This is a genomic window from Neobacillus kokaensis (genome assembly GCF_014656545.1).
In the GTDB taxonomy this organism is placed as follows: Bacteria; Bacillota; Bacilli; order Bacillales; family Cytobacillaceae; genus Neobacillus; species Neobacillus kokaensis.
The window spans coordinates 36,834-53,958 of the sequence record NZ_BNDS01000033.1; the positions used below are offsets into that span (position 1 = coordinate 36,834).

Genomic DNA, 17,125 nt, shown 5'->3' on the forward strand with positions numbered 1-17,125 from the left:
ATTCACTTAAGTCGGGGATTCGGCGTTTTTCCTTCTTGTGCATTCTTAGATTTTTGTTTATGTAACGGTCACCTTGCTTTATGCGGTTTTTAGTCCCACCAGAAATACCATGTAGAAGAATCCAAGAGAGTCCCTGCCAGCGCATTCACCGTTCCAACCCCTTGCCAGACAATATCAGGGCAAAATCCAAATTGTTCCCAAGCAAGCGATTCTGACTCTTCTCGTGTCCTTGGAGGATTCTCAACGATAAATTCCCAGACGTCTTCGGTAACTAAAGCGGGGAGAGCTCTATATTTTTCATACCAATGTTGGAATACGGCAACTTGCTCTTCAGGCATCGGACATTCATTAAATCCACCCATCGGAATCCAAGCAGCAGCTTCCCAAGGATTATCTGTTGGAATCTTAGCCATAATGACTTTTTTATTTATGACCTCTTCTAACGAAAGGAAATGACTACTCGATTCTTCCACAGAAAACTCACCAGCAATGTCATCCTCGTCCTCGAAGTCCTCTTCCTCCTCCGATATGACCTCATCTAGCAGACTCTTTACTAATTTCTGTGCATTAATATCCTTCGACTTGGCTAAAATTGTTTCTCTATCATCGGTCGGGAATTCTAAATCCGCCTCAGGATCAATGATTTCTAACATCCTCTCCGAAGGCATTATGATAAGTGGTGTGTATCCTTCCTTTCTGCCTTCAAAAAGAGCTTGTTGGTACCTTTTCATCACATCGTTCACATTATCCGCCTCGATTATCAAACAATCGCAACCTAATTTAGCAATGATTTCTTCTACAAATTCCTTTTCTTTCTTTTTCTTGAATCTATCAAATATACCCATGCTTTTCATCTCCCACTGGATTCATTATTGGGATAATTCGATATACATTACTTATTTCCCTTTTTAGATTATGTTGTATATCCTTTAGTACTTCATCGGGTTTATGAAGGACATTTCACTCTGGCGTTCTAGCAATTTTGGTCTTCAGCGGGCTTATGAAGGACATTTCTCGCTGGGAGCTGCCATTTTTGGCTATCATCGTGGTTATGAAATATCGTAACCCGAAAAAAAATATAGGAAACTGAAGAAAACAAAGAAGGTCCCTGTGCTTCTAAAAAATCAATGAAACACAAGAACCCCATGTTCTACTCTCACTTATTTGCTAACCGTTGTAAGTACATCCCCAAAAAGGTAATTCCAATGATGAAAGTACTTGTCCAAGAATGAATGATGCTCAAGGTGTTGGTGTTGATTATCCACAATCCCCAAGTGAATACAGTGTAAATAGAATGAATGGCCCACATGATAGAGGTTACGATTGAAGCAGCAAAGCACAGCTTAATCAACCTTTGTAATATAGACTTCTCCTTTTCTACAAAGTTTGCTTTTGCATATTTCCTCTTATGAATCCAATCCATCCAATTTTCCAGCATCCATACAATTGACCAACTTAGCAGCGGCACTTTGATGACGTATCGGTAAGCCGTTTGTGTTGCTGGATGCTGCAAAAAGTCCCCATCAATCATGAAGCTTAATAATAAAGGTATGCCGAGCGCGACAAAGAACAGGATGCCCAATGCTGAAAGAATCACGGCTACATATCTGATAAGCCAGACGTCCTTCGTGCGGAGCGTGTATAGAAGAAATAATCCATATAATGAGGCGAATATCCATTCAGCATGAAAAAATGCTGACACCAATAAGGTAATAACCACCCACATTACGATGGTTGTTTCCGGATCGCTTGCTGCCCCTCTTGGGGAACGTCTCCCGCGATGTCCTTTACGGATTATACTTTTAAAGCGGGGAAGCTTAACCTTTTTGCTTTTATATCCCTTAGAACCACTTCCGCTGTACATCTCGCCGTCATACCCATCGTACCATTCATCATCCATTTGTATTTCCTCCAATGAAGTGTTGTCTATGTTGAGTAAATTTGGAATAATGCTCCTAGCTATAGCTAGTTCATTAACCTATTGACTAAAACTGAAAATATATAATCCTATTTTAACAGAAGACGAGGTGACCATTAATAATCATACATGAGGAAAATTTTACAATGTAAGTGACAAAAAAAGAGAAGTTGCTACACTTCTCTCAGAAAAAAGGTCAGTCCCTCACTACTTTAAAGAATTAACGCAGTGGGGGGACTGACCCCATATTATGATCCTATTTTTTCTTTAAATGCCTCTATTTTTTCCTTTGTTTCGTCTGTTAATTTCTCTATTGCTGCTGTATCAGGCTGTTCTTTTTGGGCTTCACTAATGAGAGGATATAAGCTTTCTTCAATATTTTCGTAGTCTTCCGGATAGTTCTCCTCTACATTCTTTTCAATGGCATCCCAGCTTTCTTCAAGCTCCTTGCCGGTGGCTTGGATTTGCTCCGAATTTTCTGCTTTAGTTTCCAAGTTTGTTTTTAATTTTTCCAACACAGTGATTACTTCTTCACTGCCGCTTGAAAGGTCATCTGACACAGGTTCACTAGTCTCTGCTGTTTCTTCATCGCTTTGGCTCTCTGGCTGTTCACCATCTGTTTGGGCTTCAGATGTCCCTGTTTGATCTTTGGCAGTTTTTTCATTGTCTGCATTAGAGCTGCAGCCAACTGCCATAAATACAAGTAAAATAACGGCTAAAATAGAACTGAATTTTTTCATGGTATCCCTCCTCGCCATGTTATTCCCCTTAGAACCCTCCATTAAACTGGTCAAAAGGTCATGAAAAAATTTTTGTTTAAACAAGAAATCCTCATGCCTAAGAACTAGTGAAATTTTATCAATCAGCCGTGACAGGTTCCTGCTACAATCCATCCCCCTTTGTTTGGTTCATCGGTTCTTTTCCTGTTTTTTTCCGGATTTTGGCTACCACTAAGAACAGCAAAGGAAAAAACAATCCAAATGTTAAATTAAAAGGGAATTCATATTTAGGTAAATAGGACATAAATTCAGCCATACTCGGCGAGATAATGATGGAGAGCACAACCATAATCATGCCTAACGGCAGCGTTAATGAACGGTATTCTTTTAGATTTAAAATTTGAGCAAGTCCAACTGTAGAGGCATAAAAACAGATGGTTAGTTTATAAAATATGCTGATAAACCACATGCCGGCTACGATGGCCTCAATCCTTTGAAAAAAATCGGCGATATTAATTTTTTTGGCTAGAGCATAGGAAGGATAAACATTTCTGGCTGTAAAATCAGCACCAAGCACCAAAATGGTATATACGGATATCAGAATAAGCACTCCTCCTCCAATTAAGGCCCCTGTAAAAAAAGCCTTATTCGCTTCTTTTATTTTGTTAACATATGGATATATCATCAAAAAAAGTATCGATTCCATAAAAGGAAATGCGATAACAGTGGTACTTCCTTTTAATATTGGTTTTATACCTCCTTCAAAAACAGGTTTAATGTTTTCAATCTTAAATTCAGGAGGAAGCGATACGATCATAATGAAAAAAAAGAAAATAACCCAAGGAAATAAGATTTCTCCTGTTCTAGCTATCGGTTCGAGACCAAGACGAACTCCCATAATGACAATACATAAAAAGATGATTTCAACAAAGTGAATGGGTGTTTCAGGCATAATGTGAACGGTGACAAAGTCTCCGATATTTCTAAGGATGTGGGCCGCGAGCTGAAAGAAAAAAAAGAAAAATAGGAGAGATACTATTTTCCCAATCCACTTCCCAAAGACATATTCGAGCTTTTCAAATAAATTGCGTTCGGGGAACTTGGAACCAATCTTTGTATATAGCCAAACGATCAACAGTCCTATTCCAACCCCAACAACAGCCGAGATCCATGCATCCTGTTTTGCCGCTGCAGCTAGAAGACTTGTTTCCAATAAGACGGCTGGTCCAAATATAAATAAAATCACAAGTACCCTAAATTGATTATCATTTATTTTTCCACGTTCAATCAACCTGATCACCTTCTTTCTATTGTAACGTACGATAAATGACATCACTTAGAGGCTTATACAGGAAAGCAATCCATTCGTGAGGGCTTGGCAGAGGAACTTTCAGCACATGCAAAATACTCAAGCTAGTTCCAAAAGCAAGCAAGGCACTAAAAGCCCAAAGCTCTCTCTTAAGCCTCTTTCTTAGAAGATAGGGAACCTCAATCACTGCCATCATCAAAGCGGTAACAACTATTCCAATGCTTGCTAACATATAAAACCTACTCCTTTAATGATTTCAGAAAAGAATTGCCTACACTGCCAGACCGTCTAATTTTAATATCAACGTCTACCTTTACAGGAAGTTCTACGAATTCTTCATTCCATTTCATTTTATATTGATTCCAATACTTCGGATCTTCCCTATGAATGACTTCCCCGAAACCAAATATATCTGTTTTAAAATCAGCTTGTGCCTTGGTTATGGCTGCTTCTATTTTTCGTTTAATGTCTTCTTCTGTTTTTGATTCTAATTCAGCTATTGTGTCTTTTTTACTTAAATCCACCTCTGAACATTCTACTTCCCCTACATTGGCCTCTGCTTGAACAGAAACATTCATTTTCGGTACCCCATTTTTCACGGAACCGCTGACCTTTGTTTTTGACCTAACAACCTCGATGCCAAGCATCCCATCACGAGTGCACGGTATACTTACAATAGTACTGTGAACTTTGTTCGTAATATAGTTAGCCCCCTTACTTTCTCTCTCATTCAGCCAGCCAATTAGTTTATCCTGTTTAAACGCCGCCATATCAGCAAAGGTTAACACGGGTTCAGTAGATGACCGCTGCAGACTTTCCGTCGATTCCCCTGATTTCGGGTCTCCAAAAATTTGAATTCCTGTTAATAAAGGCTGGTGCCCCTTACTTACTAAATCCGATATTAATTCGTCAATTGTGACCCCAGCTGTAGCCGCCCATGCCTTCTCCGATGTTTCCAAGGATTGGAATATTTTATTGGCCGGTATCCGTTCTAACGGAATTGATAGGATTTTAAGCACCTGCTCTGCCGTTGTTTCCTTTGCTACGACAATGTAAAAATCCGTTCTCAACTCTGGGTCCCGGGACAAGAGATCAAGTGCTTTACCGATTCCTTTTCCACTGGCAAGCTCTTCACCAATCACCAGTAATCTAAGATGGGCTCCGTATATTTTTCGAGGAACCTTTGTTGTCATTTTTCGGATTGCCTCATAAACCGTTTCGCCGGTGGCGGTATACGTTGCGACAGGTGAATTCCCGCTTCCTCCTTTTTGGGAGGCTACTTCTCCCGGATTAACAACCTGTGCCGAGACTTTGAATTGATCACCTGATTGATCTATTCCAAGTGCAACCGTTATGGCAAGTTCATTCAATTCTGTCCTGCTCCAGCATCCTGTTAGCATGGTTAAAGTAATGATAGAAACAAGGGCATAATAAAATTTTCGTTTTATCATAAAAAAACCTCATTCCCGTTCTGGTTTCGAAGCAGGCTCATTTTGTCCCCGGGTCTCGTTTTTCTGGCTTATCAGGTGAGGACGAGTCAACATTTTCCCAATAGGTACTCGGAAAATCATATCTTTTTGATCCGATGGATTGAAAGGACCAAATGGAGACATATATGGGACACCAAAAGAGCGTAGACTGCTCATATGCAATAAGATCGCAATTAATCCCAGCGTCACCCCTAATAATCCGAAAGACGCTGCAAAGCCCATCAAACCGAAACGAAGAATTCGGATGGAAATAGCCATATTAAACGAGGGAATGACAAAACTTGAAATCGCCGTAATCGCTACAACAATGACCATAGCAGCTGATACAATACCTGCTTCAACTGCTGCTTGACCGATTACCAATGCACCGACAATCGAAACCGCCTGTCCAATAGCTCTGGGCATTCTAACCCCTGCTTCACGCAGAATTTCAAAGGTAACCTCCATCAGTAATGCCTCTACAAACGCGGGAAAAGGAACGCCTTCCCGCTGTGCTGCTAAACTAATCAAAAGGGGCGTTGGCAGCATTTCTTGATGAAAGGTAGTAACCGCAATATATAAAGATGGCCCGAGTAAGGAAATAGCTAACGCAATATATCGCAACAAACGAATAAGATTACTAATGTCCCAGCGTTGATAGTAGTCTTCTGAAGACTGTAGGAATTGCCCGAATAAAGCAGGTACTAAGAGCACAAATGGTGTGCCATCTACAAGAATGGCAATCCTCCCCTCTAAAAGTCCAGCTGCTATGGCATCCGGTCTTTCCGTATTATACACAGTTGGAAAGGGGGTATAGGTTTCATCTTGGATTAGTTCTTCGATATAGCCTGATTCCAAAATTCCATCGATATTGATCCGGTCAAGTCTTTTATGAACTTCATCCAACACTTTGTCATTGACTATACCTTTAATAAACATAAGTGCTACATCGGTTTTTGTTCTTTCTCCAATCTGTTTCGTTTCTAGCCATAGATTGGGATCCTTGATTCTTCGTCTAATTAAGGCTGTATTCGTTCGAATGGATTCGGAAAATCCCTCTTTTGGTCCACGGATAACAGTTTGTGCCGATGGTTCCTGGACACCGCGGTCTTCCCAGCCCCTCATTCCAACTTTAAGCCCCCAGGCACTGCCGTCCATTAAAATAACGATATCCCCTTCTAAAATAGTCGTAAGGAGTGTATCAAAATCGACTACATCCGTAATTCCGGAAACGGTGAGGACTTCATCTTTCATCAGCTGTAAAGCAACATTTGGGTTCGAATAGATGTCTTGATCAAATTCCATCTTTCGCATTTCAAGCATTAAAGGCTCTAAAACAAAATTATTAAGGGACTGTGTATCAGCGAGACCATCCGTATAAAAGATCGCTAACTTTATATTATTTTTTTTACTAATACGAATTTCTCTTATGATTAAATCAGAACTATTTCCAAGGTTTTCTTTTATGAATTGAATATTTTCATGTAAACGTGTCTTTAGCGGTTTTGTGTCACCTATTTTCGTCACGCCAGGATGAGCCGTTGACTCACTTTTTAATAATTTTTTGATGGTTTTCTTGAATTTCACCAAGATAATCTCCACCTTTGCTCCTATGGTCAGAAATCAGTATTGACGTACTAAGAATTCTTTAAACGAAAGTGTTTCCTAAAGTAAATTACACATGGAACAGGCAATCGTATTGTGAGCAAAAAAACAGACCACCATTTGGTTGATCTGCTCTAATCCGATGCTCCTGATTTTTTCCAAAAGCTTATTAATTTTTGCAAATTGCCTCTGCAGCTTACACAGCTTCATTTTCTTTTGTGCAAGTGCGATTTCTACAACAGTCTTATTTCAAGTTTGTATTATTGTCCGCCACTACTTTACTTTTCCTTCTAATTTACGAATATATATATTGATCATTTCGCCCATCCCCCAAAGATAATAAGATATCTCTTCCATTTCATCCTCAATAATTTCAAATTCCATAGAAAGAAATTTATGGGCTAAGCCGTTCCGTTTATCAAAAATTAAACTAATGATCTCTATTTGCTCTTCATTTAATAGTTCATAGTTTAATTCTTCATAATTCCCCCTTGGATTAATACCCCTTTTGGCTGTTGCAGAAATCTTCTTAAAACATTCAATAGACTTGATTAGGTCATAACGTATTGCTTTTTCAAAAGGGTTTGTAATCGAAAAAGGAAAAATTTTATTAAACTCATTTTCAAATTGTTTATAAACCTTGTACGTAGTAATTATTTCTTGAGCAATTGAATCGAATTCAGAACGAAGTAATTTTGCCTTGCTTATTTCGTTCTTAAGCTTTTGCATTCTTTTTTCCGTATCCCTTCCCAATTACGAGTCACTCTTTCTATGTTTTTTAAAAAAAGGTTTTATCAATACCCCAGCACATGCAGCCTTGCAGCGATCTCATCTCGGTCATCTCTTTCTGCGTCTTGAAGCGGGGTATCGCCAAATGTATTTTTGGTGTTTAGATTTCCTCCGTATTTTACAAATAAATCGAAGAGGCGGAGGTCGTTTTTGGTGATGATGTCAAACACCAGGGATTCACCGTATTCCTTGGCGTTGGGATCTGCGCCATTTTCAAGTAACAGTTGGAAGGCCTCAATATTCTTCTCGTTTATCGCTTCGGATAGCGGGGTATAGCCATCCTCATCCACAATGTTTAAATTGACGCCGCCCATATCGATTAACCTTTTTAAATCCTCGATACTTCCATATTCCACTGTCCTGATCAGAAAGGAAGAGCCATATTGATTCAAATGGTTGGGGTTTACATCGGTATTCTCCAGCAAGAAGAATCCGCGTTTCATGTCCGACTGTCTGATGGCTTCATCATAGGCATGTTTGTCTAAGCCGGTAGAAAACCACTTGTCCTCCACTTTTTCAAAATAAAATCGATCTAGCGAGGCAGGATAGAAAGCGGCATGCTTAACGAAATAATACGTATTAAATCCTAAAAGAATAATCACGAAAGCAGGAGTTATGATATGAAGTTTTAAATGCTTCGCGCCCGCTAGAAAAGACTTAGCACCACTTACCGTATGACGCCGCAACTGGCTTAAACCTCTCTTAAAAGCTAAAATGCCTAACGAATTTAAAAGATTCTTCTTCTGCAGGAAGGACAAAAATTGATCACTGCGTATGCCGCATTCATTCAGCTGCCTTTGGTACACTTTACTGAGATTACCGAAGGGAAGTTGATCATCTACCTTTTCGCCCCTAAATAAATCAAAACTTTGAAGGATAGAGGCCGTTTTTTCATCCACCCTATTCTTTCCTGAGTATTCCGAAAAAAGATCAGCTGTAGGCTTTTCATTATTCTCTTGAACCGAAATCATGATGATTCTTAACAGCAGATCATGAAAGGCAATAATCGATTTTCCACCGATGGATTGGACATTCTCCACTGTAACAGATAATTGCGCTGTTAATTCTCGATACAATTGCGCTGCCTGCGTATATTTGCCCTTCTTCCAGTAAACTTCCTCAATCTGATAGAGGTAAATACCATAACGATACAAATAACCCCATTCTAATAAGGTTTTCTGGTTTCCATGAACGGTATGAGGCACTTTACCGGCGTAAGGATTTTCTTTAAAAAATTGCAGGAGTTTTTGAGAAAGTTGATGGGCAAAGGAATAATTTTGAGAAGACAAAGCCTCTCCGATTAACCGCTCGTTCTCTGCCATCCAATGAATCAACCGTCTTTGCTCAGATGGTTTTACAATGGCCTTTATTTGAAAATCTCCTTTGTCAAAACCATCAATCAGATATCCGAGATCGTCATAATCCTGTCTGACTTTCAGAAAATAGCCGCCAATCAGCATCGTATAAAGAAGGCGGAATCCCTGTTCAAGCGTGTTCTTCAATTGTTTCCAAGCCTTATGCACCTTTTTCCATTCTGCCATGACATCGCCAAAGGAGCCTTCTATATATAAATCATAGCTTGTCAGGGCATCAACCGCTTTTCGGGTTAGAATTCTTCCAACCGGACCCCCTAATACCGAGCCAACCATACCTGCTCCCAAGCCTATAGCGGAATTTACCTTCTCCTTCTCCGCTATCCGCTGGATAAAATCAATATGTTCTACAAAACGTTCACTATGGCCTTTTAACATCTGGATCAAAGGGTCCGTTTTCATCATCATATATTGAGAGAAGGCTTGAAAAAGGGAATCTGCTGCCGTATATCTCTTCAGGATTGAAGGAAAACAATTCTGTTGGATGAGTTCATCTAAGAAATGGGTATATGTTTCCCGCGTAAAGTTTGTATTATAAGACTGATTTAATAATTGGGTTAGTGCATTCGGATGAACCAAACGCAGATACTGGCCCATTAATCGTTTTTTCTCGCTAGATGAAACCTCTTCTTCTTTCCACCTGTCCTGTATTTTCTTGGTATCTGTAAAAAGTTTATCAGAAATGGTTTTGTCTAGATGTTCCATTTCGGATTGAACCAAGTGGTGGATAAAATCCTGTACCTCTTTATGTAAATTAGGTGATAAAGAATGCTCCAGTTCTTCACATAATGCGGTTAGTCCCTCTTCCGGTTTTTCAAAGAGATGTGATTTCAATTGTGTCTTCATGTTGTGTCTCCTACATCCAGTCTAAGAAATCCAATCCATCAAGAGCTGAAACATCAAAATGGCCTAAAAGATCAAGTCCATCCAAATGATCAAGACTTGCCCCAAAGTCATGAAAACTGTCATGGATATAGGAGCTAAAAGAATCATAGCTTGATGCATGATCCAATGAAGGTCCAGCTATATCATCGGGTTGGAACATCTTATTTCCATATTCCGGGATAATGCCTAGCAATTCCATATCACTTGAAAATAACGTTTTTCCGATAGGTGTATCAAAACTAATTGATTCTAGTGCCATATCCTCGTTAAATAGATAATGGCCGCCGAACACATTATCCGTGGTAAAACCAATGTTTTCAAATGACCCATTATAAATAGTTTCACCACCAAAGGCATTTGGCGAAGTATACCCGATTACGTTCATGTCTGTACCGGTAATTGTGGTCCCATTAAAAACATTATCCGTCGCAACGGCGACAATATTTCCACCCCGATCCAAAATGGCGGTTGAATCAATCATCCATGGTATTTCCATCGTCCCGTCTAACGGAACATGTAAGGCTGCTAATGTTTGCGCTAACCCTTCCTGGCTATAAGCTAAATCAAACAAACTCATGGTGTACCCCCTTCTATTAACCTATTACTATTTTACCAAATCAGCTAATGCTTACTATAAAAAAATTTCCATTTAAATATTTCCTATTACTAACAAACAAGGGGGGCATACCAACCTGTTCCCCCTTTTGATTCTTTATCAAACTAGCAAGTGGTTGTGCGCGATTGTGGCCTAGTATCTTCGATGCCGGCACTTTGCGCACTTTATGAAAGACTTTTTGATTGGGATCTCCTGCTATTTTGGCCTTCATCACGCTTATGAAGGACTTTTTGTTTTGGGTTTCTATCAACTTTAGTCTTCATCACGCCTATGAAGGACTTTTTGTTCTGGATTCCTATCAATTTTGGCCTTCATCACGCTTATGAAGGACTTTTCCATCTGGGTTCCTATCAATTTTGGTCTTCATCATGCTTATGAAGGACTTTTTGTTGTGGGTTTCTATCAATTTTGGTCTTCATCACGCTTATGAAGGACATTTTAATCTGGTTTTCTACCAATTTTGTCCTTCATCCGGCTTATGAAGACCATTTTATACCTGCACCACTGCTATCTTGGTCTTCATCACGCTTATGAAGGATAGCTTTGACTGAGTTACCATACACTTTCCCCTTCTTAGGGTCCTCTTAAAAATTATCAAAAATTCCCATCTAAATATGTTAGAATACTTATAGATAAAAAAATTTCCATAGTTTGGAGTTTTCATACATGAAGATACCTTTAATAAAAGCAGGTATATTAACCTGTTTAACTATAAGTTTATTCTCTGGAAATGCTTCGGCGGAGTCGGACTTAGCCGCTAAATGCGCCGCATATGGCACAATACAACCAAACGTAAATCCCTCCTTTCAGCAAATAAACTGCTTGTTGACGAATGCTGCCTTAAAGGCTGACATTCCTCCCGAAGTGGTCAAAGCCGTGGCTACACAGGAAAACGGCTCCTGGAAGCAATTCAATAGTAAGGGCGATCCTATTATTTCCTACGACGGCGGAATCGGTCTTATGCAGCTAACCAATCAAAATGGGTACGTGGAGGAGAAGCTGAAGAACGATATCGTCTACAATATTGAGGCAGGAGTCGCGGTCCTTGACTATATGTATACGCGGGTGGATTTGCCAAAAATCAAAGGGGCAGGACGCCATCTAATTGAAAACTGGTATTTCTCCGTAATGGCATATAACGGAACAAAGCCAGTGAACAGTCCTCTCAAACAGCAAACCGGGGAGCGAAACATGGATGCCTATCAGGAACAAGTTTTTGCAAAGCTAGAAAAAGAAAGTTATCTAGACGGTACGAAGTTAGCACAATACCCATTTAGTAAACTCGATTTTGATTATAATCGTGAAAGCAGCGAAAACATTAAGTTTAATAGATTGCAATACACACTAGCTTCTAATGGCCACGAGACCGCCTATTTGTTTAAAAGCGGAAACAGAGTGGAGACAACGGCAAAAGGGGTTAATTTACGCAAAAAACCAGGGGGTACGTATTTAAAAACCTTGCCAAAAAATACTGCCTTAATCATTACTGGTGGATTTACGTATGACAATTCTACTGCAAACCAATTTGTCTGGTACCCAGTCCAAACCGTAGATAAAAGGGTGAGCGGATATGTTTCTTCAGCTTACATTAAGAAGCTCGTAGATTCGAAGAAACCGGTCATTTCTGGGGTCGTAAGCAAGTCCATTCCCATCAACTCTAAATTCAGCCCAAAAACAGGCGTTAAGGCGATGGATAATGCGGACGGTGATATTACAAGTGCAATAAAAGTAATGGGTACGGTGAATACTAAGAAAAAGGGTACTTACTATGTAACATACACTGTCGCCGATTGGTCCAAGAATACCGCAGTCGTTAAAAGAAAGATAACGGTCTACGATCATGTGAAACCGGTCATTTCCGGTGCCGCTAATAAAACCATTAGATTAAATTCTTCGTTTAATCCAAGAGCCGGCGTTACGGCACGGGATAATGTGGACGGCAGCTTAACTAGTAAAATTAAAATCAGCGGCTTCGTTAATACGAAGAAAAAGGGTACCTACACATTGAAATATACGGTGACTGATTCTTCAAAGAATGCGGTGACGGTTACAAGAAAGATTACAATTGATCGTACCAAACCCGTCATTTCAGGAGCAAAAAGTAAAACCATCCGTTACAAATCTTCCTTTAACCCTAAAACGGGGGTAACAGCGAAAGACAATGTTGATGGCAATTTAACTAAGAAAATCAAAGTAACAGGAAAAGTAAATACAAAGAAAAAAGGCACCTATACTTTAACTTACACCGTTACGGATCAATCCAAAAACCAAGCAGCCGTGAAAAGAAAAATCATTGTAAAATAAATAGGTAACTAAAGAAGCTGACAACCTTCAATAACAGGTTGTCAGCTTTTTTGGTTAGTAAGGGATTTAAACAACCCCACCACTCCGCGCCCGAAGTATTTTATATAATGGCACGCAGCAAATGGAACATAGAATTGCCATTCCCGCGATAAATACGTAGCCAGCCTGGAGGCCAATCATTTTGTTCCCCAAACCGTTTCCAAAAACCTGATTTACAAAATCAATAATGACCCCAATGAGCAGATTTCCGATAACACTGGCAATTCCCAAAAGAGTAACCGTAAAGGTAATCGCAGTCCCTACGCCTTTTGCATATCGTTTCGCAAGCAGTGCCATGACAGTGGGATAGATGGGGGCAATCCCTATACCGGCAATAGCAAAGAAAATCGCTCCTATTTCCCCGATAAAAACTGCCGCAAGACTGCAAATCCCTGAAAAGGCAGAAAACAGCATAATGGAAAGAGTATAGCCTATTTTATCTGTAATCGGACCTACAAACAGCCGTGATAAAGTAAAAAGCAGGAAAAATATAGATAACATTTCGGAAGCTCTTTTTAAAGACCAATCATAGGCATTTTGTAAATAGTAGACCAGCCAGCTGCCGATCGCCATTTCAGACACGACTCCGAACGAAAGAACAGCAACAATCAGCCAGGCAACAGGATCCCGAAGCAGTCCGCGAAACGAAGTGGATTCTCCTTCACTTGGATGGTCGTCCTCCGGAAACATACCGAAAAGCGAGGGTATAATCGGGATAATGGATAGAGAAAGGATAATTAAATACATGCCCCGCCAACCCAGCTCGCCGCCTTGAACATGCCAGCCCATCATGGCCGCACCTAAAATCGGAGCACCAATCGAACTAAGCCCGTAAAAAAAATGGGCTATATTCATCATCGTTCCTGTATTTTTGATAAAAATACGAGCAGCCATTATGCCCAGACCAATCTCTAGAATCCCGTTTCCCAGATACAGCAAAAAATACGAACCAATTAAGGATGAATATCCCCTGGACAGATACATGAAGATTCCGGCGAAAACCATTGAAGAAAAGGCTAGAATTCCTGTCCATTTGATTCCGACCTTCGTAGAAAGGATCGATGTGAAGGAGCATGCCAGCAAATACCCGAGCGAATTAAGGGCTAGCAGCACCCCTAGCTGAGATTCATTTAAGCTAAATTCCGCCTGCATGTTTGGTAACGCTGGTCCCTTAATATTTTCCGATAACCCAAAAAGAAGGAACCCTCCAAAAACAACAAATAATAATATGTAATAATTCAATCTATGATTCTTCAAAAACAATAACCTCCGCGAGCAAGAAGAATGTATACGGAATATTATACTATTTTCCGAAACAAAGATGACAGGTATAGACTATGAAAAAGTTGTCGATGCTAAAGCTGTAGAAATAGTTTTATAGTTGGAACGTTTGGGGGCCATATAATGGGGAGAGAGTTAAAAAACATTTTTTATGAATTAAAAGTCGTCAAAACCAAGGAATTAGACGAATGCGAGCAGGAGCTTAACAACGGGAATCATAACTACATTGTTAAGAAGGCATTATTTTATTACAAGCACAGCCTACTGGAAAATTTAGAAATGTATGACCTCTATTTAGATCACAACAAAGAAATGACTCTGTAGGCGCACGGCCATATTAAAGATCGATCCAAAGCCAGCTTGGGAGCCAAGCTGGTTTTCTGTTTTTCTCCTCTTTACCTTTGGGTGAATCGTGACCCTGGCACCCAAATTAATCGCAGTTTCTTGATTTAAATCAAGGAACAGAATCAGAAAATCCCTTTTAATAAAGGTAGCTAAACAAAAAGTTTAAAGGGAGAGTACCTAAGATGATGAAGAAGATTGGGTTAGTTTTATTTACGGGTGCATTAACATTGGGGTTGGCAGCTTGCGGAGGGTCAGATGAAGGATCATCTGCTAAACAGGAGAAAAGTGTTGAAACTGCAACAGCTGCTAGTGGAGACGAGTACACAATCACGGCAAAGAATTGGGAATTCTCTTCAGATAAAGAGCTGGTCATTAAAAAAGGAACCAAGGTCAAAATTAATTTAGTTAACAAAGAAGGCGTGCACACAATTAGTAACGACGAATTAGGCATTAACCTTACAGCAGACAAACCCGCTGAATTTACAGCCGAAAAAACGGGGGAATACGAATTACAATGTTCAACTGTATGCGGTGCTACAGAAGACCATGAAGGTATGAAGATTTCTCTGAAAATTATCGATTAAGCAATAGATCACATTCAGTCAGACGTTTCCCTCCCTTATAATAGAGCTGTTGGGAAACGTCTGCATTCATAACAATCCTCTTCAACACAGACCTGCAGACTTGGTGCCCCCTGTTCACGAACCAAAAGGGATTAGTCCACTTTGCCAATAAGGCACACGAACCGACCTCGTGTTCATCTTACAGAACTTTTAATCAGCGAAATCTCTCCATTTTTAGGGATTAATTGGGAGACATTGTCGTATCTTCCCTCTATAGTCGAATGGTCCTTATCTTCTAATTTATATTCCTTAAAAGAGTAGCAGAAGAGTTTTCGTTCGACTTTGCCTTTTTCACCAATGAGGTTAAACCATTTCTGTCCCACATAAAATGGGTTCATCAGCATCGTGTCAAGAATATGACTTATACTGTCTGTTTCCTTTCCTTGTTCAAATTTTGTTTTACAAGAAAGGGCCAAAATAAAGTAATTAGTGAACTTATCCAGTTCTAGTAATTGCAGATGGTACTTTTTGTGCTGCTTTTGATTGAATTCCTCCAAGACCGTTTTGATGCTTTTTTCAATATCGATTTCAAACTTGCCGGCATCATTCCAGGTCGATAACCGCGTGTCAAAAATAGAAAGTGTCAGGATATAATGGGCAGAATAGTTCTCGGGGGCAAATACTTCTGTTCCAACTCGCTTTTCTTCTTCCGGTACAACAATAAACTTTTTATAGTCAGCAAAAAAATTTTCAGTCATATTCTATACCTTCTTTCATAGCTTGATGGAATGCATAAAATGTTCTTATTTTTCAAAGGCTGCTATTTTCGTTAGGAGTAGTGTTGTGTAGGGGACAAATCGTAAATAGTTATATATATATTCCTTTATGAAAATCAAAAATCCTGCTTTTTTTCCTAAAATCTACATTTCTCTCGATTTTTAATCAAAAAGTCCTATTAGGATTTATGGGGAGAAGAAAAAAAAAGCTGCAGCTGCCAGCTTCCCCCCTTTCCAAAAAAACAGTCCCACAGTACTCACAGATTGTCGAGAAAGGGTATTTTTCTCGTCAATTTTTCATTTTGGCAGACTTAAAATACTGATTTTATAATAAGATTGGCCCATGCTTACTGGGCCTGTTGATTTCCGCTCCGTGCACTCGCTTTCCGCGGGGAGGTCCTGGAGCCTCCTCGGCGCTTTGCGCCTGTGGGGTCTCCCGTGACCTCTCGATCCCGCAGGAGTCAAGTGCCCTCCGCTCCAATCAACAGGAGGCAAATCAACCTAAAGAATTGCAACACACCTTTACCAACCTAGCTAAATGTGTTGCCGTCTTTTATATTTTGGCAGGCTGCAGTAAGGAGAGCCTGTTCACTTGCTTTTTTCAATCCCCGTAACCGGCAGTGTTTTTGAATCCGTAAATAAAACACGTTCGCCAACCATCTTAGATTCATTGCTAAAAGCACAATTTCATCAAAAATCTCCTGAAAAATATTTGTATCCTTAAATCGATGAAGACGATTCCAGCTAATCGTGGAGTGATGTGGAACTGAATCCTTGAATTTTAAACCTAAAAACCAGCTGTAGGCTACGTTTGTTCTTATTTCCCTTTCTAATTGACGTTCAGAACGAATGCAGTAAATATAGCAAATAAACATCCTTTTAAAAAGAATAAGGGGATCAGTAGGGCGTCCGTTATCATCAATATAATAGGGACAAACTTTTTTTAGAAGAAATGAAAAATCAATATATGTCAATCAAGCGAAGAAGGTGTCGGCTGGAATTAATTCATCAATAGACACAAATTCATATTACTTTGGCTAAACTCTTTTGGCATAAACATTGATTTCATCACTTATTTAAATTATTTATTTGTTGAACGGAAGGTCTTTTTTAAATAACACACTGTTGATTGGA

Annotated in this window: 15 protein-coding genes and 1 pseudogene; 3 read left to right on the top strand and 13 right to left on the bottom strand. The window is 39.6% G+C overall.

What is annotated here, in order from left to right; translation table 11 throughout:
* Positions 1–89: 89 nt before the first annotated feature.
* The 10 genes from IE222_RS23125 to IE222_RS23170 all read right to left on the bottom strand — a co-directional run bounded on the left by IE222_RS23125 (position 90) and on the right by IE222_RS23170 (position 10,644).
* Positions 90–845 (bottom strand): DUF4253 domain-containing protein, encoded by a 756-nt coding sequence (locus IE222_RS23125; RefSeq protein ID WP_191276748.1) that lies wholly within the window; start codon positions 843–845, stop codon positions 90–92.
* Between the two features lie 311 nt (positions 846–1,156).
* Positions 1,157–1,900 carry a hypothetical protein gene (locus tag IE222_RS23130; RefSeq protein ID WP_191276749.1) on the bottom strand — a complete coding sequence of 248 codons (744 nt, stop codon included), beginning with the start codon at positions 1,898–1,900 and terminating at the stop codon, positions 1,157–1,159.
* A 266-nt stretch (positions 1,901–2,166) separates the two neighbouring features.
* The gene (locus IE222_RS23135; RefSeq protein ID WP_191276750.1) at positions 2,167–2,658 is read right to left on the bottom strand and encodes a hypothetical protein; all 492 of its coding nucleotides are present in this window, start codon (positions 2,656–2,658) and stop codon (positions 2,167–2,169) included.
* 142 nt (positions 2,659–2,800) lie between these two features.
* Positions 2,801–3,928, bottom strand: a complete 1,128-nt coding sequence (locus IE222_RS23140) for a GerAB/ArcD/ProY family transporter (protein ID WP_223282862.1) — start codon at positions 3,926–3,928, stop codon at positions 2,801–2,803.
* A gap of 16 nt (positions 3,929–3,944) precedes the next feature.
* Positions 3,945–4,178 (bottom strand): hypothetical protein, encoded by a 234-nt coding sequence (locus tag IE222_RS23145; protein WP_191276752.1) that lies wholly within the window; start codon positions 4,176–4,178, stop codon positions 3,945–3,947.
* A gap of 7 nt (positions 4,179–4,185) precedes the next feature.
* Positions 4,186–5,397: a Ger(x)C family spore germination protein gene (locus IE222_RS23150; RefSeq protein ID WP_308435619.1), complete on the bottom strand. Its 1,212-nt coding sequence runs from the start codon at positions 5,395–5,397 to the stop codon at positions 4,186–4,188.
* 9 nt (positions 5,398–5,406) lie between these two features.
* A complete protein-coding gene (locus tag IE222_RS23155) occupies positions 5,407–7,002 on the bottom strand; it encodes a spore germination protein (protein ID WP_370465082.1) in 1,596 nt (531 codons plus the stop codon).
* Between the two features lie 291 nt (positions 7,003–7,293).
* Positions 7,294–7,773 (bottom strand): hypothetical protein, encoded by a 480-nt coding sequence (locus tag IE222_RS23160; protein ID WP_191276754.1) that lies wholly within the window; start codon positions 7,771–7,773, stop codon positions 7,294–7,296.
* 41 nt (positions 7,774–7,814) lie between these two features.
* Positions 7,815–10,028: an ankyrin repeat domain-containing protein gene (locus tag IE222_RS23165; RefSeq protein ID WP_191276755.1), complete on the bottom strand. Its 2,214-nt coding sequence runs from the start codon at positions 10,026–10,028 to the stop codon at positions 7,815–7,817.
* Between the two features lie 10 nt (positions 10,029–10,038).
* Entirely contained in the window at positions 10,039–10,644 is a 606-nt protein-coding gene (locus IE222_RS23170; protein ID WP_191276756.1) for a hypothetical protein, read from the bottom strand.
* 705 nt (positions 10,645–11,349) lie between these two features.
* On the opposite strand from IE222_RS23170, the gene IE222_RS23175 reads away from it, so the two are divergent.
* Positions 11,350–12,987, top strand: coding sequence for an immunoglobulin-like domain-containing protein (locus tag IE222_RS23175; RefSeq protein WP_191276757.1), 1,638 nt, complete (start codon positions 11,350–11,352; stop codon positions 12,985–12,987).
* Between the two features lie 66 nt (positions 12,988–13,053).
* On the opposite strand, the gene IE222_RS23180 is transcribed toward IE222_RS23175, so the two are convergent.
* Entirely contained in the window at positions 13,054–14,283 is a 1,230-nt protein-coding gene (locus IE222_RS23180) for an MFS transporter (RefSeq protein WP_191276758.1), read from the bottom strand.
* A 147-nt stretch (positions 14,284–14,430) separates the two neighbouring features.
* Here IE222_RS23180 and IE222_RS23185 point away from each other — a divergent pair, with 147 nt between their 5' ends.
* Positions 14,431–14,631: a hypothetical protein gene (locus tag IE222_RS23185; RefSeq protein ID WP_191276759.1), complete on the top strand. Its 201-nt coding sequence runs from the start codon at positions 14,431–14,433 to the stop codon at positions 14,629–14,631.
* 203 nt (positions 14,632–14,834) lie between these two features.
* On the top strand, positions 14,835–15,236 hold the full coding sequence (locus IE222_RS23190; protein ID WP_191276760.1) for a cupredoxin domain-containing protein: 402 nt from the start codon (positions 14,835–14,837) through the stop codon (positions 15,234–15,236).
* A 173-nt stretch (positions 15,237–15,409) separates the two neighbouring features.
* Here IE222_RS23190 and IE222_RS23195 read toward each other — a convergent pair whose 3' ends face one another.
* A complete protein-coding gene (locus tag IE222_RS23195; RefSeq protein WP_191276761.1) occupies positions 15,410–15,973 on the bottom strand; it encodes a hypothetical protein in 564 nt (187 codons plus the stop codon).
* Positions 15,974–16,609: 636 nt separating this feature from the next.
* Positions 16,610–17,010 (bottom strand): annotated as a pseudogene (locus IE222_RS26530) (transposase); the annotation flags it as partial.
* Between the last annotated feature and the right edge of the window lie 115 nt (positions 17,011–17,125).